Origin of the sequence: Sorangium sp. So ce448, assembly GCF_051520915.1 — a bacterium.
GTDB lineage: Bacteria > Myxococcota_A > Polyangia > Polyangiales > Polyangiaceae > Sorangium > Sorangium cellulosum_B.
Window position 1 is genome coordinate 2554093 of record NZ_CP150343.1, and the last position, 20076, is coordinate 2574168.

17 protein-coding genes are annotated in these 20076 nt (G+C 66.6%); 15 read left to right on the forward strand and 2 right to left on the reverse strand.

Annotation, left to right across the window (positions count from 1 at the left end; genetic code table 11):
* Positions 1 to 47 precede the first annotated feature (47 nt).
* Both WMF45_RS09830 and WMF45_RS09835 read left to right on the forward strand, forming a co-directional pair.
* Entirely contained in the window at positions 48 to 590 is a 543-nt protein-coding gene (locus WMF45_RS09830; RefSeq protein WP_437716661.1) for a hypothetical protein, read from the forward strand.
* 438 nt (positions 591 to 1028) lie between these two features.
* The gene (locus WMF45_RS09835) at positions 1029 to 2432 is read left to right on the forward strand and encodes a carboxypeptidase-like regulatory domain-containing protein (RefSeq protein WP_437716662.1); all 1404 of its coding nucleotides are present in this window, start codon (positions 1029 to 1031) and stop codon (positions 2430 to 2432) included.
* Between the two features lie 767 nt (positions 2433 to 3199).
* Here the strand turns inward: WMF45_RS09835 and WMF45_RS09840 are convergent.
* On the reverse strand, positions 3200 to 3358 hold the full coding sequence (locus WMF45_RS09840) for a hypothetical protein (RefSeq protein ID WP_437551296.1): 159 nt from the start codon (positions 3356 to 3358) through the stop codon (positions 3200 to 3202).
* A gap of 368 nt (positions 3359 to 3726) precedes the next feature.
* Here WMF45_RS09840 and WMF45_RS09845 point away from each other — a divergent pair, with 368 nt between their 5' ends.
* Positions 3727 to 4362, forward strand: coding sequence for a hypothetical protein (locus tag WMF45_RS09845; protein WP_437716663.1), 636 nt, complete (start codon positions 3727 to 3729; stop codon positions 4360 to 4362).
* A 240-nt stretch (positions 4363 to 4602) separates the two neighbouring features.
* Here WMF45_RS09845 and WMF45_RS09850 read toward each other — a convergent pair whose 3' ends face one another.
* Positions 4603 to 5883, reverse strand: coding sequence for a hypothetical protein (locus WMF45_RS09850; protein ID WP_437716664.1), 1281 nt, complete (start codon positions 5881 to 5883; stop codon positions 4603 to 4605).
* A gap of 188 nt (positions 5884 to 6071) precedes the next feature.
* Between WMF45_RS09850 and WMF45_RS09855 the strand changes: the two genes are divergently transcribed.
* The 12 genes from WMF45_RS09855 to WMF45_RS09910 all read left to right on the forward strand — a co-directional run bounded on the left by WMF45_RS09855 (position 6072) and on the right by WMF45_RS09910 (position 20053).
* Positions 6072 to 7181: a DUF444 family protein gene (locus WMF45_RS09855; protein WP_044964401.1), complete on the forward strand. Its 1110-nt coding sequence runs from the start codon at positions 6072 to 6074 to the stop codon at positions 7179 to 7181.
* 6 nt (positions 7182 to 7187) lie between these two features.
* Entirely contained in the window at positions 7188 to 8750 is a 1563-nt protein-coding gene (locus WMF45_RS09860; RefSeq protein WP_437716665.1) for a SpoVR family protein, read from the forward strand.
* Positions 8747 to 9970 carry a tetratricopeptide repeat protein gene (locus WMF45_RS09865; RefSeq protein WP_437716666.1) on the forward strand — a complete coding sequence of 408 codons (1224 nt, stop codon included), beginning with the start codon at positions 8747 to 8749 and terminating at the stop codon, positions 9968 to 9970. Before WMF45_RS09860 ends, WMF45_RS09865 begins: the two co-directional genes overlap by 4 nt.
* Positions 9971 to 10966: 996 nt before the next feature.
* Positions 10967 to 11524, forward strand: a complete 558-nt coding sequence (locus WMF45_RS09870) for a hypothetical protein (RefSeq protein WP_437716667.1) — start codon at positions 10967 to 10969, stop codon at positions 11522 to 11524.
* Between the two features lie 212 nt (positions 11525 to 11736).
* Entirely contained in the window at positions 11737 to 12759 is a 1023-nt protein-coding gene (locus WMF45_RS09875) for a methyltransferase domain-containing protein (protein ID WP_437716668.1), read from the forward strand.
* Between the two features lie 130 nt (positions 12760 to 12889).
* Positions 12890 to 15193: a SpoIIE family protein phosphatase gene (locus WMF45_RS09880; protein ID WP_437716669.1), complete on the forward strand. Its 2304-nt coding sequence runs from the start codon at positions 12890 to 12892 to the stop codon at positions 15191 to 15193.
* 24 nt (positions 15194 to 15217) lie between these two features.
* Entirely contained in the window at positions 15218 to 16135 is a 918-nt protein-coding gene (locus tag WMF45_RS09885; RefSeq protein ID WP_012234413.1) for a slr1658 superfamily regulator, read from the forward strand.
* A gap of 48 nt (positions 16136 to 16183) precedes the next feature.
* Positions 16184 to 17173, forward strand: coding sequence for a PP2C family protein-serine/threonine phosphatase (locus WMF45_RS09890; RefSeq protein ID WP_437716670.1), 990 nt, complete (start codon positions 16184 to 16186; stop codon positions 17171 to 17173).
* Positions 17173 to 17664 (forward strand): ATP-binding protein, encoded by a 492-nt coding sequence (locus WMF45_RS09895; RefSeq protein ID WP_231864758.1) that lies wholly within the window; start codon positions 17173 to 17175, stop codon positions 17662 to 17664. Before WMF45_RS09890 ends, WMF45_RS09895 begins: the two co-directional genes overlap by 1 nt.
* Before the next feature lie 34 nt (positions 17665 to 17698).
* A complete protein-coding gene (locus WMF45_RS09900) occupies positions 17699 to 18109 on the forward strand; it encodes a hypothetical protein (protein ID WP_012234416.1) in 411 nt (136 codons plus the stop codon).
* A gap of 34 nt (positions 18110 to 18143) precedes the next feature.
* Positions 18144 to 19514, forward strand: a complete 1371-nt coding sequence (locus tag WMF45_RS09905; protein ID WP_437716671.1) for an STAS domain-containing protein — start codon at positions 18144 to 18146, stop codon at positions 19512 to 19514.
* Between the two features lie 50 nt (positions 19515 to 19564).
* Positions 19565 to 20053 (forward strand): MarR family winged helix-turn-helix transcriptional regulator, encoded by a 489-nt coding sequence (locus WMF45_RS09910; protein WP_437716672.1) that lies wholly within the window; start codon positions 19565 to 19567, stop codon positions 20051 to 20053.
* Positions 20054 to 20076: the final 23 nt, after the last annotated feature.

The window sequence follows — 20076 nt, forward strand, 5'->3', positions numbered from 1 at the left end:
GGTTGCCGTTGACCCTTGTCGGACGCGGTGGAATGCCAGGCGTTCCGATGACCACCCAGAGCGAGCAGAGCGCACGCCCGTCCGTCGGGCACCGTCATGTCACCGGGACGACCGCCCTCGATAGCCTCGTCGGCGCGCACCCGGGTGCGCTGAGGCAGTTCTACGAGGCAGGGAAGCCGGCGGATCCGGCGGAGCTCGGCGATCTGCCGCGAGGGCGCCTGCTCGCCCTGCAGCCGACGGCCGGGATCCACCTGGCGACGCGCCCGCTGATCACGGCGCTCGCGTCGCGCTGGATGCCCTGGAAAGGGAACGAGTTCGACCATGGCGGCAACTCCGGCACGAACGTTGTCTTCGGGAGCCGGATCTGTCGCTTCAAGGCGCAGCTGATCCCTTCGGAGCTCGACGGCAAGCCGACGCTCGCGCTGACGTATGGCGAGAAGGCGTTCGGCAATCCCTGGCCGGTGAGCGCGGTCAAGGACGAGCTGCGGGCCGTGGAGGCCGGGCTCGCGATCGGGCCGATGCTGCTGAAGTGGCACGATCGGTGGCACGCCGTGCTCTGGTTCGGGCTGACGCGCGTCGATCCGCAGTAGTCCGCCGGCCCGGCCGACGCGGGCTCAGGCGAGCCGGAGGCGCGAGCGGCGCTCGTCGCGGGACCTCGCTCGCGGCGCGATTGCGCGGAGCCGAACAGCAACGCGCTCGTCACGAATCATCGATCCGTCAATCCTTCTTGTCATTGCGTCACGCACCATGTCGGACGCACGGAGATTCGCTGTCCAGGCCGTCCGGCCGCGCGACACGCATGTCCTTCGCGGACGCGGTAGTCAGAGGTATCAGGACTCGCCCTAATAACCCATCGCTCCATTCCTGCTCTTTGCTGGACATACTTCCCGATTTCTACAGTCTGGCATACGATAGAGACTGGGCGGCAGCAGAGCACCTTTGCTCGCGTCGCCGGGAGGCTCGAAATGGTGACTTGGTCGGGCAAGGCGGGAGTCTTGATGGCTGCGATCGCTGTAGCACCGGGCGTCATGGCTGGCTGCTCCTGCGGAGATACCGGGGGCACGGCGCCTCTAGCATCCGGCGGCGCGGGGCCTGGTGGTGGGAGTGGAATTGGCGGTGGAATTGGCGGTGGCTTCGGCGGCTTCCCGGCGATCGCCAGCGGGGGCGGTGTCGGAGGCGAAGGCGACTGCGAGGGCCTCGAATGCCAGCAGGTCGAATGCGAGAACGGGGCGAAGACGACGGTGAGCGGCACCGTGTACGACCCCTCGGGCAGACTGCCGCTCTACAACGTGATCGTCTACGTCCCCAATGCGCCGCTTGAGCCCATCCCCGACGGTGCGACCTGCGACCAGTGCAGCGCGACGCTCTCCGGCTCACCGCTCGTGACGGCGCTGACCGATACGGAAGGAAAGTTCGTCCTGGAGGACGTGCCGGTGGGCGAGAACATCCCGCTCGTCGTGCAGGTGGGCAAATGGCGCCGCGAGATGACGCTCCCCGTGGTCGCGCGATGCGAGGACACCGCGACGGACGCCGGGATCATCCGGTTGCCGCGCAACCAGTCGGAGGGGCACATCCCGAAGATCGCGCTCACGACGGGCGGCGCCGATCCGCTCGAGTGCTTGCTGCACAAGCTCGGGATTGATGAGAGCGAGTTCACGCCGGAGACCGGGACCGGGCGGATCAACCTGTTCGCCGGCCGCGGGGACGTCGATCACGAGGTGACGACGCGCTATGCGGATCGCCTGAATCAAGGCGTCGAGTTCACGCCGGCCACGAGCCTCTGGGGGACCGTCGACGCCCTGAGCCAGTACGACATGGTGATCCTCGCCTGCGAGGGCGACCCGCACCAGGAAGACAAACCCGGGCCCGCGCGCCAGGCCATGTTCGACTATACCTCGCTCGGCGGGCGCGTGTTCGCGTCCCACTGGCACAACGTCTGGCTGAAGAAGGGGCCGGCGCCGTTCCCGGACACGGCGGTCTGGGACAACGACGTCACGGACCCGGAGAGCCCTCTCACGGCGCTCGTGGACACCACGCTCCCGAAGGGGCAAGCCCTCGCGGAGTGGCTCGTCAATGTCGGCGCGTCGGACGTGCCCGGCGAGATCGTGATCAACGGCGCGCAGCATACGGTGAGCGACGTGACCGAGGACATCTCGACCCGGTGGATTTATTACAACGAACCCGAGCCGGCCGGGGTCCAGTACTTCACCTTCAACACGCCCGTCGACGTCCCGGAAGATCAGCAGTGCGGGCGTCTCGTGTTCACGGACATCCATGTCTCTGCGGCGGACCTCACGGGCCCGCCCTTCCCGGAGGGGTGCTCCACGGAGGAGCTGAGCGCTCAGGAGAAGGCGCTGCTCTTCATGCTGTTCGACCTGTCGTCCTGCATCGTGCCCGACGACGAGCCGCCGCCGATCCCCATCCCGCAGTGACCTGCCTCGCTGGCGTCCACCGCGCCGCCGGCGCCCGTGCGCCGGCCCCGGAGCCCCGCCGGGGCTGAAGGACGCATGTCGGTATTCTCCTGAACTACGTCGTCTCCATCCCGAGCTGCCCCGCAAACGATCCTTGATGATGGGCGGAGAGCGTCCTCTCCGCTCGACCCGGCGATCGCCGGGCGCCATCGGGCTTCGCCTTCGTGCCTCTCCGGGATGTCCTGTTGCCATCCGCCTCGCCTGATCGCGGGAGACCGCGAGCCGGGGAGCGTCTGTGCCCCATTGCGCGCGCCGGCGGCGGGACACGCTGCCGCGCTGCGCAGCCATTTCTCCGCTCTGCCCTCCGCGTGCGCCTCGGAGATATCGATTGAGCAGGCGGAGGCGTACGAAGACGTACGAAGACGTACGAAGACGACAATCATGACGACAGCCGAGACAAGAGGCTGTCGCGGTGGGAAGCACCACGCAGATACGGAATGTCATCCATGCATGGTCCGGGGATCCTGCTAGGATGAATCTCGCCCGCAGTGCGGGGTTACATCCGGAGCCGGGGTCGCTGATCTTCGGCTCGGAAGAAGGAACATTCCTACGATGGTCCAGCATCGCCCTAAGCCAGCGGCTGCATGTCGGGCCATCGAGCGCTGGCTTCGCGAGGGCGGTCGCGCTCCGCGATCATGCGGGGCGTCGCAGGAGACCGGGCGCACGGAGGCGCTTCCGCTGCAGGGCGAGATGGGGGGGATGCGCGGAGTGATGGAGGGCGATGAAGTTCAGGTCTGTCCTGCGCCGCCGCCGTCCTCGCGCCGGTACCTGTTCAGCCGGCGCGGCGACGCGGGCTGCCCGCTCTGCGCGCGGCGCGCGCGGTCGACGATGCCAGGCCTCGGCGGGGCGCCGTATCCCTTCCTGGCCGCCACCTGGGTGGTCCTCATGGTCGGCGAGCCCTTGCCGTCACCGCCCTGATCGCGCCCGGGCGCGGCGTCGTGCGCGGCTGAGCGGCTGACGCTCACGACGCCGCGCCCGGGCGCGTCAGCCGCTCAGCCGCGCACGACGCTGCGCTCCGGGAGCGTTCGTCGCCAGCGCGGCGGAGCGGGCGCGCGCCACCCCTCACGTTGGCCGCGAAGGTGGCTGGCGTGCCGCTGCGCCCGGAGGTGGGGCCTCGCGCGGGGGCTCGACGGTCGAGCATCTGCCGACGCCCTCTTGGGATGATGCCTGGGATGGGATGTGATGGAAAGGTGCGGCTGGGCGCTCCGCGGCGAGCGGCGCGCCCGACGCTGCAGCTCAGCTGGCCGCCGACCGCTTGCCGGCGGTCGCGCGCTTCTGCCCCGCCCTCCGCGCGCCCGGCTGCGCCGCCTTCGTTCGCCGCGCGGCTCCGCGCCCGACGCGGGCGCTGGCCGACGGCTTCCTCATCGCTGCTGCGCGCTGCGGCGCCGCGCGCTGGGGCGCCGCGCGCTTCGCGCCCGCCGCGCGCGTCGTCTTGCGCCCGGCGGCCGGCGTCGCGCCGGCCGCGCTCCGGCCGCGCCCCGCCGCGCTACCGGTGGCGGTCCGCTTCCTCGTCGTGGCCGCCCTCTTGGGTGCGCCGCTCTGCTGCCGGCTCGTCTGTCCGGCGGTCGCCTTCCTCGGCGCGCTGCTTGTCTTCTTCTTCTCCGCCGCCGCGGTGCTCCGCGCCGTGCTCGGCCGCGCCGCGGCGCTCGCTCCTGCCTTGCTCGCTCCCTTCTTCGCCCGGGTCACCCGCCGGGTCGACGCAGCGGCCATCCGCGCGCCGGCAGCGGACTTCGTCCGCCTGCGCGGAGCCTTCCGACCCGCCTCGCCCTGGGATATCGCGGGCGCAGCTTGCTTGCGCTCGCCGCTCTGGACCCGCTTCCGCTGCTTGGACGTATCCTTCGATGTCTCGCCTCTCGGCATTGAGCCCTCCCCCCGAGCTCTCTCGACATGAGCTCGCTCGTGGACTCATGGTGCCACAGCCTTCCCTCTTTCCCGGTCGGAAAGTCGGCGGGAAGCACCGGAATCGAAATCAGGATCCGCTGTAGCCAACCCCGGCGGAAGCGCCTATTGCGCGTCAGGCGCTCGGCAAATCCGCGCCCGAGACCCGCGCGGTGGAGCCGCAGGCGCGGCGAGCCCCACGCCCGCGCGAGATCCGCTCCCCTCGCGCCGCCATCGCGCCCCGCGCCGCGCGTCAGAAGCAGGTGCCGCCGCCGCAGCTGCTGCCCACGCATCGCAGCAGCTGCAACGTCTCCGGGCTGTGGATGCACTGGAACCCGCAGACGGCGGGGCCGCTCCCCTCGTCGAGGCAGCCGAAGAAGCACGCGACGTCGTCCGCGCAGGTGGGGCTGAGAAGGCACTGGTTCAGCTGCGCGCAGCAGCGCTCGGCCACGCATCCTCCGCAGCCCGTCCCGTCCGATGGGCAAGCGGGGCCGCCGCAGAGGCCGTTCTGGCAGCTGCCGTTGCAGCACTCGCCTGGGTCCGCGCACGGCTGGCCGTCGCGCGCGCACGGGGGCCGGCAGACGCCGTCCTCGCACGCTCCGCTGCAGCACGCCTCGCCGGACGCGCAGCGGCTGCCGTCTGCAGCGCACTCGACGCAGACCAGCCCGCAGAGCCTGGGGACCTCGCCGACGCAGATCTCGTCCCAGCTGGTGGTGCAGCAGAACGGGTCGAACCGGCAGAGCTCCGCCGCGCACCCGCCGCAGTCCGCGGCGAGCGGCGCGCCGATCTCGCAGGGCGCGTGCGAGCACGCCGCGCCCCCGCACACGCCCTGCGCGCAGACGCGGGAGCAGCACGCATCGGCCGAGCCGCACGCGACCCCGTCCGAGCTGCACCCGCCGCAGATGCCCGCGTTGCAGCGCCCGGTGCAGCAGTCCGCGCCCCGGCCGCACTCGGAGCCGTCGGGCGCGCACGCCTCGGCGCAGACGCCCGCGACGCAGGCGCCGCTGCAGCACGCGTCGCCCGCGCTGCAGCGCGCGCCGTTCGGGATGCACGGCGCGCGGCATGCGCCCTCCACGCAGCTCAGCGAGCAGCACTGTCCCGCGGACCCGCACGCGCTCCCGTCCAGGAAGCAGCCCCGCCCGCAGGCCCCGCCCATGCAGACCCCGGCGCAGCACTCCGCCGCGCTCTGGCACGGCGCCCCGTCGGCCGAGCAGCCCTGCCCGCAGAGCCCACCGGCGCACAGGCCGGCGCAGCAGTCGCCCGGGGCGGCGCACGGCGCGCCGTCCCGCGCGCAGCTGTCGCCGCCGCAGATCCCCTGCGCGCACGCGGCGCTGCAACAGTCCGCCGGGCCCTGGCAGGGGAGCCCGTCCTCCCGGCACACCGGCGGGTCCGGGGGCGGCGCGTCGGGGGCGCCCCCCGCGCCCGCGGGATCGGGCAGCCCGACGAGCTGCTCTCGGGAGCCGCACCCGAGGGCCGGCGCCGCGAGGACCACGAGCACGAGGAACACGAGGAGGGAACGCGCTCGGAAAAGCACGGCGCGGAGGCTAACACGGGGGCAGTTCACGACGGGCGGGCGTGGCGGTGGGGCAACGGCGGGGACGTGGGGAAGTGGAGATGGAGATGTCGAACGGAAGCGGGGAAGCGGCGCCGCCGGGGCGGGAGACCTCGGCGGCCCGCCGAACGTGCGGACCCGAGGCGGCTTCCGATGCTACACTCGTGAGCGTGTCGTTGAAGATCGACCAGGATCACGGGCGCTTCCGTCAGATCGTTCGCGGCCGCATCCGCGAGAACCTGCGCAAGTACATCTCGCAGGGCGAGCTCATCGGGCGAAAGGGGAAGGACCTCGTCTCGATTCCCATCCCTCAGATCGACATCCCGCGCTTCCGCTTCGGCGACAAGCAACGCGGCGGTGTGGGGCAGGGCGACGGCAACCCCGGCGATCCCGTGGGGGGCTCGGACGACAAGCAGCCCGGCCAGGGGCAGGCGGGCAGCGGCGAGGGGGACCACCTCCTCGAGGTCGACGTCACGCTCGAGGAGCTCGCCGGCATCCTCGGCGAGGAGCTCGAGCTGCCCGACATCCAGGACAAGGGCAAGAGCAAGATCTCGAACGCCCACGATCGCTACTCGGGCATCCGCAGGGTGGGCCCCGAGTCGCTGCGCCACTTCAAGCGGACGTACCGCGAGGCGCTGAAGCGGATGATCTCGAGCGGGACGTTCCGCCCGTCGGCGCCCGTCGTCGTCCCCGTCCCGGACGACAAGCGGTACCGCTCGTGGAAGACGATCACCGAGCCCGTCGCGAACGCGGTCATCATCTACATGATGGACGTCTCCGGGTCGATGGGCGACGAGCAGAAGGAGATCGTGCGCATCGAGTCGTTCTGGATCGATGCGTGGCTGACCCGCCAGTACAAGGGCCTCGAGTCGCGCTTCATCATCCACGACGCGATCGCCCGCGAGGTCGACCGGGACACGTTCTTCCACACGCGCGAGTCCGGCGGCACGATGATCTCGAGCGCCTACAAGCTGTGCTCGCAGATCATCGACAACGACTACCCGCCGGACGAGTGGAACATCTATCCGTTCCACTTCTCCGACGGCGACAACTGGTCGATGGACGACACGCTCTCCTGCGTGGACGTGCTCAAGACCCAGATCCTGCCGCGGGTCAACATGTTCGCCTACGGGCAGGTCGAGAGCCCGTACGGCTCGGGCCAGTTCATCAAGGATCTGAAAGAACACTTCTCGCAGGACGATCGGGTGGTGGTGAGCGAGATCAGGGACAAGGACGCCATCGTGGGCAGCATCAAGGATTTCCTGGGGAAGGGGAAGTAGAGCGGTATGAGCAAGTTCGCCCTGAACACCGCGCTTCCTCGCTACCTGCGCACCGAGAAGGAGCGCATCGAGAAGATCGCCCAGGACTACGGGCTCGACTTCTTCCCCGTCATCTTCGAGATGCTGACGTACGACCAGATGAACGAGATCGCCGCGTACGGCGGCTTCCCGAGCCGCTACCCGCACTGGCGGTTCGGCATGGAGTACGAGCAGCTCTCGAAGAGCTACGAGTATGGCCTCTCGAAGATCTACGAGATGGTCATCAACAACAACCCTTCGTACGCCTACCTCCTCGAGGGCAACTCGCTCACCGACCAGAAGCTCGTCATGGCGCACGTGTACGCGCACGTCGACTTCTTCAAGAACAACTTCTGCTTCCGGTCGACCGATCTCGACCATCGCGGCCCGATCCTCGACCCGGTGCGGAAGAGCGACGCCTACGATCCGGACCGCAAGTGGATCGACAAGATGGCGAACCACGGCGCGCGCGTGTCGCGCCACATCGAGCGCTACGGCATCAACAAGGTCGAGGCGTTCGTCGACCACTGCCTCTCGCTCGAGAACCTGATCGACCCGTGGGCCCCCTTCTCCGGCCGCCCTGTGGCCAAGGAGGACGAGGAGCCCACGGAGGAGCCGATGGACACCTACAAGCTCCGGGCCAAGGAGTACATGGACTCCTTCATCAACCCGGAGGAGATCCTCGCGGCGCAGCGGAAGAAGCGGCAGGATCAGAAGAAGCCGGAGCGCAAGGTGCCGGAGCGCCCGGAGCGCGACGTGCTCAAGTTCCTGCTCGACCACGCGCCGCTCGATCGGTGGGAGCGCGACGTGCTCGAGATCATCCGCGAGGAGACCTACTACTTCGTCCCGCAGCGCCAGACGAAGATCATGAACGAGGGGTGGGCCTCGTACTGGCACTCGAAGATGATGACCGAGAAGGTCCTCGATGCGTCGGAGATCATCGACTACGCCGAGAACAACGCCGGTGTCATGGCGACGGCGCCGGGGCGCTTCAACCCCTACAAGGTCGGCGTGGAGCTCTATCGCTACATCGAGGAGCGATGGAACAAGGGCCGCTTCGGCCGCGAGTGGGAGGAGTGCGCGGACCTCGACGCGAAGCGCACCTGGGACATGCGGCTCGGCCTCGGCCGCGAGAAGATCTTCCAGGTGCGCGCGCTCTACAACGACGTGACCTTCATCGACGAGTTCCTGACGCCGGAGTTCGTGATCGAGCAGAAGATGTACACGTTCGGCTTCTCGGGGCGGAACGACAGGTTCGAGATCGAGAGTCGCGAGTTCAAGGAGGTGAAGGAGAAGCTCCTCTTCCAGCTGACGAACTTCGGCGACCCGTACATCCGTGTCGTCGACGCCAACTACGGTAACCGGGGAGAGCTCCTGCTCGAGCACGTGCACGGCGGCTTCGACCTCCGCGCCGACTACGCGCGCGAGACGCTCGTGGCGCTCGTCCGGTGCTGGAAGCGGCCGGTCGGCGTGGCGACGAAGATGGATAACAAGCCTGTGCTGCTCCGGTACGACGGCAAGGAGCACGCGATGACCCCGTACAAGCTGTGAGCGCCTGCGGAGCGATCCGCCGGCTCGGCGTCCTGCTCGCGCTCGCCGGCTGCGCCCCGGCGGCGCCAGCGTCGCGCTCTCCGGCGCCGGCGCCGCGACCCTCGGGGGAGGCCCCTGCGCCGTCTGCCCGGCTCGATCAGACGGCGAACGCGGCGCCCGCGCCGCCTCCGGGGAGCGGCGCTGCCCCGGGCGCGGCAGGCCCGCCGGTCGGCTCGGGCGTCCCGCTCGACGCGCCGTCCACCAGCGAGGTCGCGGCGGCGAGCCCTCCGCCGCGCGTCGCGCGCGGCACCGGCACGCCGGCGGACAGGAAGCTCGAAGAGGGCGACGCCGCCTATGCGAGCGGCGATTTCGCTGCTGCCGAGAGGGCCTATCGCGCGGCCGCGCAGCTCGACAGGAAGGACGCGGCGGCGATCGTCGGCGCCCAGCGCGCGGCGATCGCCAGGGCAGGCGTGTCCACCGACTACAACGGGGCGCCGGGCGACAGGACGCTGCTCGCCGCGCTCCCGGAGCTGAAGCGCGCGGTGACGCTCGAGCCTGGCCACGCGCTCGCGCACCTCGAGCTCGGTCGCACACTCCTCGTCCTCGGCCGGGCCGACGCGGCGCTCGGTGAGCTGACACGTGCCGCGGAGCTCGCCCCGAGCGACGCCGAGGCGCACTCCGCGCTCGGCGTCGCGCACCTCGCGCTCGGCAACCTGCAAGACGCTGTCCGCGAGCTGACGCGTGCCGCAGAGCTCGCACCCGGGGACGCGGAGCGGCAGGCGAACCTCGGGACAGCGCTCCTGGCCGCGGGGAGGACGGCCGACGCGATCCGCGCTTACGAGCGCGCCGCGAGGCTCTCGCCCGCGGACGCGCGCCTGCAGAACGACTTCGGGACGGCGCTCCTCGCCGCGAACGATCCCGCGCGCGCCGTTCCGCACCTCGAGGCGGCTGTGGCGCGCGACCCGGCGCGCGCCACCTACCGATCGAACCTCGGGTATGCGTACCACCTCCGTGGCGACCTGCAGAAGGCGACCGCGCTCTACCGCGAGGCGCTCAAGCTCGACGACAAGCTCGGGAGCGCCTGGATCAACCTGGGCAACGCCCTTGCGCAGTCGGGCCAGCTGAAGGACGCGCGCGCAGCGTACGAGAAGGCGCGCGCCGTCGACCCCACGGATCCGCGCGTGAAGGCGGTGATCGACGAGCTCGACGCCATCGAGCGGCGCGGCGCTCCGCCGCGGTGACGCCGAGGCGCCGGTCGCGTGCGCCACAGCGGCGCTGCGCGGTGAGCTGCGCGCAGCGCTGGGGAGGCGGTGCGCTGCCGGGTTGGACAGCGCGACGGTGAACACCCGCGGCCTGCGTCGTTGATTGTCAAGCTTAATCGTTGCCGTGTCCGACCCCGCGCGCCGCCTAGCCGCCTGCGCCGAAGGCGAGGGCGCTCCTTGGCCGAGCGGCGCCCGGCAGCAGGAGCGGGCGCTGAAGGATCATCGATGTCGTGAAGCGATCCCGTACGCGAGGCACACCCGACGCCGGCCGCGGGCGCTCATTCGTCGCGGCGCAGCCCAGAGACGCCGACTTCCGCGCGATGGGCCGCATACCGAATCCGCGTGCGAGAGACGGACTCGGGTCCGGCGTGCGATGGGCTAGGCGGTAGGTGGGCGCACGGATCTCCTTGCACTCCCGTGGCGACTCTCGGGACCACACGATGCCTGAGCGCGCCTTCGCCTCGCGCAGGAAAGGGTTGACAGAAGCGAGGCACGTTCGATTACCTCTCTTCTGCAGCTCCAGATGCTCTGATGGTCAACCACTGTGCGCTCGGTCAAGACGAGCGGGGTGCATATGTGGTTCGAATTACAACCAAACGCCTCCGCAGCGGGTGCTCTGTGGACAAAATGGCTGGCGGCCGTGGTGACTCCATGACGTCGCGTCCGGATAGAGGCAGGGCTCATTTCACGCGGATAAGCGCGAAACGATCGAGCCGAGCCGCAGGCTGCTGGAGGCTGTCCTACATCGATTTACCTGACCGTAAGGTCAGTGTAGATCCGAATTTGCGATTTGTATTACAAAAATGTTGCGACGTGATGGCATGCCTGGTGCAACCCGTCGGGCGGGCGCTGACGTTTCTGCCGTCTGAAATCCCGATGGGGCTCGCTGGAAACCTCGCGATGCACTCGACGGGGCACCCCGAACCCGGGTAACCTCGTTCGTGCCTCACTCGTCAACCAACCCCCGAGGCTTTGATGTCCGTTTCCAAGCAGGCCGACATAGCCCCGACGTTGAGACCGCCGCCGGCTCCTTTGGTGGACGGTATGATCATCTCCGCGAACTTCTCCGTGGGTGGTTTCAGCAAACGTTGGAACCACTGTCATCAGCTGGCCAACTTTCTCGCGCGATATGCCAGTGCCAACGAAGACGACCCCGAGCGTCATGCAACCTTGTTGTCGACGTTCTTTAACGAGCTGCTCGAGGCCGTCTTTCGAAATCACGGGCCATGCGGCGAAATACAGATTCGGTTCCGGAAGAGTCAGAGTCATATCTTCGTCGAGGCCGAGGTTCCGGTCAACGAACAGAGCGCGAAGTTTTATAATCACGCAGTCCAGCTGGTCAATCAGCCCGACCCGATGTCCTGGTATCGAGAACAGCTCGAGAACGACGTCCCGGACGATGACGCGCAGGCGCTTGGGCTCTTGGAGCTCGCGGTCGTGTACGGCTCCAAACTGAGCATCACCGAACCCGCTGGCGGGGGCCAGCTTCTGCTGGCCATTCAGTTCCCGTTCACTGAGGTAGACGAATTATGACTGCTTCGATCGGTCGCGAATCCGTCGTGCCGCCTTCCTCCTCGAGCGGCCTGCCGTCGTGGCGCTCGCAGGTCACGTTCAGCATGCGCGTCGACCAGACGGATCAAGAGGTCGCGCTGTCAGGCATGTTGCGGCCTTTTGGCGCCGATCAGATGAGGGCCATCCGCGGTACGCTGGAGACGGCAGCGAAGAGCGCGAGGGGCGAGTTGTGCTTGGACTTCAAGCGTCTCAAGTACATGAACAACGTCGCGTTCCTCGAGATCAACAGGTTCGTTCGCTGGGCGGTCGAGGCGCGTCCTAACCTCAAGATTAAGCTCATTATTTCGAGCGTTATCCCCTGGGCTATCCGCAAGTTTCAGGTGATCGCGGAGATCTATACCAACGTCTCTGTCGAGATCTACGACATGGCGTTCTATCCGATCCAGCGGATGCTGGAAGACGCCGAGTTCATCGACGTGCTCCGGCTGCAGGAGCGGATCATCTGGGAGCACGAGCGCAAGATACTGCCGCACCACGGGCTCATGCCGGGGATGAGGATCGCGGACATCGCCTGCGGGCTCGGGTACTTCGCGGTGATGCTCCAGAAGGACTTCAAGCCCGAGTACTTGGTCGGCGTCGATCACTCCCGCCCATCGCTCCGCTATGCGCAGGAGATGGCGAAGCGGCTCGCGATGGAGGACGTGGAGTACCAGTACGGCGATGCCGCGACTCTCCTCCTGCCGGACAACTCGTTCGATTTCGTGGCATGCCGCCTCGCGCTCCAGGTCTTTCACCAGCCCGAGATGATCATGCAGGAGCTCTATCGCATCTGCAAGCCGGGGGGACGCATTTATATCACGAACGAGATGATGTCGTGCAACTACGGGTGGCCCGACCACGAGCTCATCCGCGCGACCTACCAGCGCATCCTCGAACTCGGCAAGATGGTCGGCATGGATCTCGATATAGGGATGAAGACGCGGCAGGTGCTGACGGACGCCGGCCTCGAAGACCTCAAGATCAACCTCATCGACATCACCAACATGAACACCGACTGCTACGACTTTGCCCGGGTCGTGGAGAGCTGGATCAACGGGACGAGCCAGATGGCGGCCACGGCGGGCACCCTTCCGGAGTTTCACCAGGAGATCTCGGCAGGCCTCAAGGTCCACATGGCGACCATCACCAATCCGAAAGGACTGGCGTCGTGGCCCATCTACGCGGGCTCGGGGCGCAAGCCAGTGAAGATGATGTAGGACGTTTTGTGGGAACTGCGCTCGTTTCAGTGGGAGATACTCATACGTGACCTCGCCTGCTGATGAGACACGGAAGGAGCCTCGGCGGCGTGGCTTCTTCTTTGGACTCAGAAAATTCAATACGAAGTTCATGCTGGTCACCGGGTTCAGCGTGCTGCTCGGTGCCCTCCTGAACGTCCTCGTAGCTCGGCAAGGTCTGCATGAGCTCAGCCAGAAGTCCGCCCGCGAGATAGAAGGCGGGCTGAACGAGGCGAACCGCGAGTACCTGACGAACCACCTCGGCGACACGGCGCAGCAGGTCAACCTGAAGCTGGGCCACGCCTATGCCGATCTCAGGATGCTGGCCGCCATCATGCAGACGATGGTGGACCAAGGCGACCAGCTCGACGAGCTGCACAAGAAGGTCGCCAGCACGGATTTCTTCCGCGACAAGCTCGTCTACAACTCGAAGAGCAACTGGTGGCAGAACGGCCCGGACGAGCCGACCGTCCTCGGCGTCTGGGGCTACCTCGGCAAGGACGGCCAGATTCTGCCTGACGTGCAGCGAGCGGTGGACAGGACCGCGCTGCTCGACCTCATCCTTCCGTCGTTCCAGAAGTACGGGGCTGATAAGCTCCAGGTCTATTACGCCGACAGCGCGGAGCAGCCGTTCGTCCGGGTGGCGCCCTACCTCGACATGGGGGGCACGTTCGATAAGCTCTATCCGGGGCACAACGAGAAGCGGTGGTACGACTTCTTCTATCCCGGCCTCGTCGAGAGCTGGAGCGAGTGGCTGAAGGAGCCTGGAGGGCTGGAGAGCCGTCCCGTTCAGACGACGGTCACGGCGCCCTACGACGACGCGGGGGGCGGCGGCATGATCATGACCGCGTTCCATCCGATCTGGAGCAAGGGGCGCGACAAGTTCGCGGGCGCGCTCGGGCTGGACCTGACCCTCGCGCAGCTCGTCGCGTCGATCAAGGACGTCCGCCTGGCGAACGCCGGCTTCGCCTTCCTGACCCAGGCGGACGGCAACGTGCTCGCCGTGAACGACCTTGGCGTCACGACGCTGCACCTCCGGGCCGAAGGCGGCGCGGGGCAGAGCGAGGGGGTGGGTGTCCTCCAGCGTCGGCTCAAGGACAGCAGTGACCCCGCAGTCGCGATGATCGCGCTGCCCAGCGACGATAACGTAGATTACCATGAGCGGATGATCGCCGGAGAGGCGTACATCATCGCTCTGCAGCGGCTCGCTCCCGTGAACAGCTGGGCTGGTCCAGGCGCGCGGATCGAGTCGCAGCAGTGGACGCTCGGGTTCGTCGTGCCGAAGAAGGAGCTCTACGCGTCGCTCCTCGCATCGCAGCGTGCCATCGAGGAGAGCCGGACCAGCATCGTCACGAAGCAGATCCTCGTCACGATAGCCTCGTTCCTCGCGCTGATGCTCGGCGTATACCTCGTCTCCCGCAAGATGACCGGCGCTCTCGTCGCGCTCTCGACCGGCGCGACGCGGATGCGGGAGGGCGACTACGGCGTTCGCATCGACGTGAACTCCGCGGACGAGATCGGGCAGCTCGGCGTCGCGTTCAACGACATGGCGAGCGAGATCGAGGCCTACACGAACAACCTCGAAGAGCTCGTCGGCGAGCGGACGCGGGCACTCGAGAAGGCGAACGAGGAGATCAGCGAGCTGAACGCGAAGCTCGCGCAGGAGAACATCCGGCTCGGCGCCGAGCTGAACGTCGCGCGGCAGCTCCAGCTCATGGTGCTCCCTGCGCCGAGCGAGCTCCAGGAGATCCCGGGCCTCGACATCTCGGGCTACATGGCCCCCGCCGACGAGGTCGGCGGGGACTACTACGACGTGCTCCGGAGCGACGGGCTCGTCAAGATCGGGATCGGCGACGTCACCGGCCACGGGCTGGAGAGCGGCGTGCTGATGCTCATGGTCCAGACGGCCGTCCGGACGCTGCTCGCGGCCAACGAGCGGGATCCGAAGAAGTTCCTGAGCATCGTCAACAAGGTCATTTACCAGAACATCCAGCGCATCCGGTCGGACAAGAACCTGTCCTTGACCCTGCTCGACTACAGCGACGGCGAGCTCCAGCTCACCGGCCAGCACGAGGACCTGATCATCGTCAGGAAGGACGGGACCCTCGATCGTGTCGAGACCATGGGGCTCGGGTTGCCGATCGGCATCGACCTGGATATCAGCGATTTCATCGGTAGCATCGAGGTGAAGCTGGCGCCCGGGGACGTCGTGACGCTCTTCAGCGACGGCATCACCGAGGCGGAGGACTCTTCAGAGGAACAGTACGGAATCGACCGTCTGTGTCAGGTGATCTCGCGAAACCACCAAAGAACCTCGCGGGAGATCAAGGACGCTATCATCGAGGACGTCTTGGCGCACGTAGGCTACAACAAAATCCATGATGACATCACTGTACTTGTCATTAAGAGGGTATGAGCAAGGGGGAGACTGGGCATTACCATGAGCGAAATCATCGGCGTCTACTCTTTAGACGATTCGTTCAGCGAACACATGTCGCTGACGTTGTACCCCGACTCGTTCGCGGTGAGATGGAGCCTCTGTAACCTGACGGCCAATTTCATGGCCGAGTACTTCGGCGAGCTCTTTCCGGAGATCGACGGCGAGGACAGGCTCATCAGCCGAGACGAGGTCTCAGGCGCCATCGGGTACGTTCTGAACGAACTGGTTGAGAACGCCGTCAAGTTCAATCAGCACGGTGACATCACTGTGACCGTGGGTATCGGGCGTGAGGACCTGGTGTGCCTCGTCAGCAACCAGATCACGAACGCCGCTGTCCCCTCGCTTCGTGAGAAGCTCCTAGAGCTCACACAGGAGGACCCTGGGGAGCTCCTGCGTCGGCAGGCGGAGGCGAACGCCGAAGACGCGGAGAACGCCGGGTCGGGGCTCGGGTATCTCATCATCATGAATGATTACGGTGTCAGTCTTGGCTGGAAGCTGGACCCGATCTCGGTCAACAGCTTCAGCATCAAGACGATGGCCAGGATTCCTATTTTGAATGAAAGGTCGAGAATGGAAATCAAAGGTGGTAACTACCGGGTTTGGTACGATCCCTCTGAGGTGGTGGTGTACCTGGAAGGAATCCTTCGTCTTGGCGGCACCACCGAGTACGCCCCCATCGAGGAGCTGCTCGACAAGGTCCTGGCCACGAACCCTCCCACCATCACACTCGACGTCAGGGCGCTGAACTTCCTGAACAGCTCCGGGATCAACGTCCTCTACAAGTTCGCGATCGCCACCAGGAAGAAGGGCGAACTCCAGCTCATCGTCCGCGGGTCGAAGTCCATCCCGTGGCAGGGGAAGTCGCTGCCCAACCTGAAGAAGTTCAATCAGAACTTCGAGATGATACTCTGTGATTGAGATCGGATGGGTTCTTCCGTCCAACCCGAATCGCGTCCAGGTCGAGCCATGACTGCACCCAAGGACATCAGCTCGATGCACTCCAGAGGCTTCCTGCAGAAGCAGAGCAATCTGGATGCCATCAGGGCGATCGTGAAGGAGCGGCAAGCGTGGAACACCTTGCTCCGCGACGAGGGGAACTTCACAGACTTCATGGAGCGCTGCAACGCGCTGCTGGAGTACGTCGACAAGCTGAAGCTCGACTTCGACGACCTCTCCCTGGTGCACGAGGCGATCCTGGAACACGCGACCAGCATCGAGAACGAGCTCGAAGGGTACAACCGGGCCATCGACGACGACCTTGCGGTGGCGCGGCAGGTCCAGCGCGCCCTGCTTCCGGAGGCGAGCGGGGCCATCGCCTCGTCCTTCGACATGGCCATCTTCCACAAGCAGCTCGCCCAGGTCGGAGGAGACTACTACGACTTCTTCTACCTTCCCGGCGAGCGCCACGCGATAGGTGTTTACGATATCTCAGGTCACGGAGTATCGTCGGCGCTCATCATGGCGTTTTTGAAGGCGCAGTTCGCCCACGCTACCAAGCGGCTGGATAGCCCGGGGGCGATCGTGGACTGGGTGAACCGGAGCGCCTACTCGTTCCTCCGGGAGGTTCGCCGTTACGCGACGGTGAACTTCGTCATGTTTACTGACCGATTCCTCCGCTACGTCTCGGGCGGAGGGTACGGGCTCCTGGTCCGTCGCGGTACGCCTCGCTCGTTCAACCGGGTGAGCAACTTCATCGGTCTGCGCATCAAGCCATTTCACGAGTTCGAGCTGCCGTTCGAGGAGGATGACGTCCTCGCCTTGTACACAGACGGGATGTTCGAGGCGCAGGACGCGAGCGGGGAGATATATTCCGTGCAACGTCTCAACGAAATCGTCGTCAAGCACAGCGAGGAACCGGTGCAGGTGATCCTCGACCGGTGCATCGAGGACTACACGCGGTTCCGGGTGGCGGACGCCGACGACATCACACTGATCATCCTGCGAAGGTGCGCCTGATGAAGCCCGAGAAGAATCATTCGCAGACGTCGGTCGGTGCATCGATATATATATCTCCGATCGATCACATCACGGGCGACGTGGCCGGCCTGCTTGCGAACTTTTTGGACGCGCTGCTGGTGAGGTTCTATCCCAGACGGATCTGCCAGAAGGTCAACGTGGTGGTCACGGAGCTGGTCACCAACGTGCTCCAGCACGGGACCGAGCGTGAGAGCGAGGTGCGGCTCGATCTGAGCATCGATCCGGATCGATTGCTCATCAAGGTATCCAACCGCGTTACGCCGGAAGAGTACCGGACCGTCAAGGCGGTATTCGACGAGATCTTCGCCGCGGAGGACCCGAGAGAGCTCTTTGCCAGGACGGTGCGCGAGCGGCGCAACGATCGACGCAGGGGCGGTCTAGGGCTCATTCGGTTGACCGCCGAGAACAAGTTCCATCTCTCGACGCAGTACGTCGATGGAATCCTCGTCGTCCAGGCTACTTTCCCTTGAAAAGGCTGCGTATGTTTTTCACGAAAGGTCGCGTATGAAGGCTCTCAGCTATGGAGAAATCACGGATGGCGGGCTGAGCGTCTTTCAGTCGGTCGCCCGGCTCGATGACGACAACCGCCTCGTCTTGACCTTCGAGGGCGCTATCCGGATCGACAACCCGTACCGGTACCTGTCGAGCTACCTGGACGAGCTCGCCCGAGTCCTCCCGCAGCACCCGATCACGTCCACGGTGATGGATTTCGTGAAGATGCGGTTCTGCAACTCGAACGGCTTCTACGTCATCATGGATATCGTGGACGCCGTGTACAACCTGGTCCCCGGCCGGGTGACCGTGCGGCGGATCCTCGACGATGACTGGCAGCACGAGACGCTGCCCATCCTGCTCAACCTGAACGAGGAGCACGTGGCCGCGCGGACGACGTTCGAGGACGTCAAGGAGACCTAAGCGTGGGGGTGTGGGCTGGGTAAGGCGACCGGCGATGGACACACCTGCGAACGAAGCGGACGTAGAGAGGTTCTTCGCTGTCTGTCCCGATCCGCTGTGTGTTCTGCGGAGCGATGGATCGTTCCTGCGCGTGAGCGGCGCCTGGGAGCGGACGCTCGGCCTCGGGACCGGGGATCTCGTCGGCAGGAGCCTCCTCGATCTCGTGCATCAGGACGACGTCGTCGCGACCCGGGAGCAGATGGATCGGCTCCGCCAGGGGCCTGTCACGCTCGGGCTGGAGAACCGGTGCAGGAGCAGGAGCGGCCTCTACGTCTGGCTGTCGTGGTCGATGCTCTCGGTGCCGAGCGAGGGGCTCGTGTACGGGTGGGCGCGCAACGTGGGCAAGCAGAAGCGCCTCGAGCGGGCGCTGATGCAGCGGATCGAGACGAAGATGCTTGTCGCGTCGATCTCGGCCCATTTCATCAACGTGAAGCTTTCGGACGTCGACCGCGGCTTCCACTCGGCGCTCGCGGAGCTCGGCAAGGCGCTGCGCGCCGACAGGACGAGCCTGTTCCTCCTGGCGGAGGACGGGCGACGGTTCCTGAACACGCACGAGTGGTGCGCCGACGGGGTGCCGTCGCTGCGCGCGGAGCGGGGAGTCGTGTCCAGGGACGTGTATCCGTGGCTCGTCGAGCGGCTGTTCCGCCTCGAGGTGTGCGACGTCCCGCGCGTGGCCGACCTGCCGGAGGAGGCAGCGAGCGAGCGGCGGGCCTTCACGGAGCTCGGGATCGCCTCGCTCGTCCGGATGCCTGCAGCGTACGGGGGGCGGCTCCTGGGCGTCGTGGGGCTCGACGCGGTGCGATCGACCCGCGCGTGGGACAAGAGCGTCCGGGCGCTGCTCCAGGTCATCGGCGAGATGTTCGCGATCACGCTGGAGCGCATGCGCGCCGAGGAGTCGCTGCGCGCGGTGGTCGAGCAGCAGGAGTCGATGCGCGCGGTGATCTCGCGGCAGGAGTCCGCGATCGAGACGCTGTCGACGCCGATCATCCAGGTCTGGGACAGCGTGCTCGTGCTGCCGCTCGTCGGCAGCATCGATCGCCACCGGGCGACAGAGATCACGGAGAAGCTGCTGCGCACGATCGTCGAGACGAAGTCGCGCTACGCGATCGTCGAGGTGACGGGGGTCGAAGAGGTCGACTCGACGACGGCGCAGCACCTCATCAGCATGCTCCAGACGATCGAGCTGCTCGGCGCGCAAGGGGTCGTGGCCGGGGTCCAGCCGCAGGTGGCGCAGACGGCCTCGTCGCTGGGCGTCGAGCTCTCGTCCGTCCAGGTGCATCGGGACCTCCAGGAGGCGCTGAGGTGGTGCATCCGGGAGCTCCGGGCAGACCGGGCGACAGGGAAGCCGCGGCTGGGACGGCGGTAGATCCAGGTTGCGCTTCCCCCGGGGAGCGAATATTTCGTACACGAAGCATCGTGACAGCGACCCTGCCGCCGCCCGAGAGGCCGGAGATCGACGCCATCGTGGAGATGATCATCTATCTCTACACGGAGTCGCGCAGGCTCACGAAGGGCATGGCGAGCGGATTCGGCCTCACCGGGCCACAGCTCACCATCCTCAAGCTGCTCGAGTCGTTCCAGGATCTCTCGCTGTCCACGCTGTCGGAGCGCATCCGGGCGCAGAACAGCACGGTGACCGGGATCGTCGATCGCATGGAGCGAGAGGGGCTCGTCCGCCGCGAACGCTCGAAGGCCGACCGGCGCGTCGTCCACATCCGGCTCAGCGAGAAGGGGGCGCGGCTCGCCCGCGAGATCCAGGTCGAACCGATGGAGATCTTCCGGAGCGCGCTGCTGAGCTTGAGCCCGACCGACCTGCGCGATCTGCTCCGGATCCTGACGAAGCTGCAAAAACAGGTGGTCTCGCGGGTCGGACAGAGCCGGACAGAGGAAGAGCGACGGCGCTGAGGACGTGAAAGGAAGGCAGGGGG

What these genes read in the sequence shown, in the direction of transcription:
- WMF45_RS09840 (WP_437551296.1), bottom strand. Translation starts at nt 3,358, where the DNA reads ATGAGGACCACCCAGGTGGCGGCCAGGAAGGGATACGGCGCCCCGCCG.
- WMF45_RS09860 (WP_437716665.1), top strand. Translation starts at nt 7,188, where the DNA reads ATGAGCAAGTTCGCCCTGAACACCGCGCTTCCTCGCTACCTGCGCACC.
- WMF45_RS09905 (WP_437716671.1), top strand. Translation starts at nt 18,144, where the DNA reads ATGGACACACCTGCGAACGAAGCGGACGTAGAGAGGTTCTTCGCTGTC.
- WMF45_RS09895 (WP_231864758.1), top strand. Translation starts at nt 17,173, where the DNA reads ATGAAGCCCGAGAAGAATCATTCGCAGACGTCGGTCGGTGCATCGATA.
- WMF45_RS09835 (WP_437716662.1), top strand. Translation starts at nt 1,029, where the DNA reads ATGGCTGGCTGCTCCTGCGGAGATACCGGGGGCACGGCGCCTCTAGCA.
- WMF45_RS09830 (WP_437716661.1), top strand. Translation starts at nt 48, where the DNA reads ATGACCACCCAGAGCGAGCAGAGCGCACGCCCGTCCGTCGGGCACCGT.
- WMF45_RS09870 (WP_437716667.1), top strand. Translation starts at nt 10,967, where the DNA reads ATGTCCGTTTCCAAGCAGGCCGACATAGCCCCGACGTTGAGACCGCCG.
- WMF45_RS09885 (WP_012234413.1), top strand. Translation starts at nt 15,218, where the DNA reads ATGAGCGAAATCATCGGCGTCTACTCTTTAGACGATTCGTTCAGCGAA.
- WMF45_RS09890 (WP_437716670.1), top strand. Translation starts at nt 16,184, where the DNA reads ATGACTGCACCCAAGGACATCAGCTCGATGCACTCCAGAGGCTTCCTG.
- WMF45_RS09880 (WP_437716669.1), top strand. Translation starts at nt 12,890, where the DNA reads ATGCTGGTCACCGGGTTCAGCGTGCTGCTCGGTGCCCTCCTGAACGTC.
- WMF45_RS09900 (WP_012234416.1), top strand. Translation starts at nt 17,699, where the DNA reads ATGAAGGCTCTCAGCTATGGAGAAATCACGGATGGCGGGCTGAGCGTC.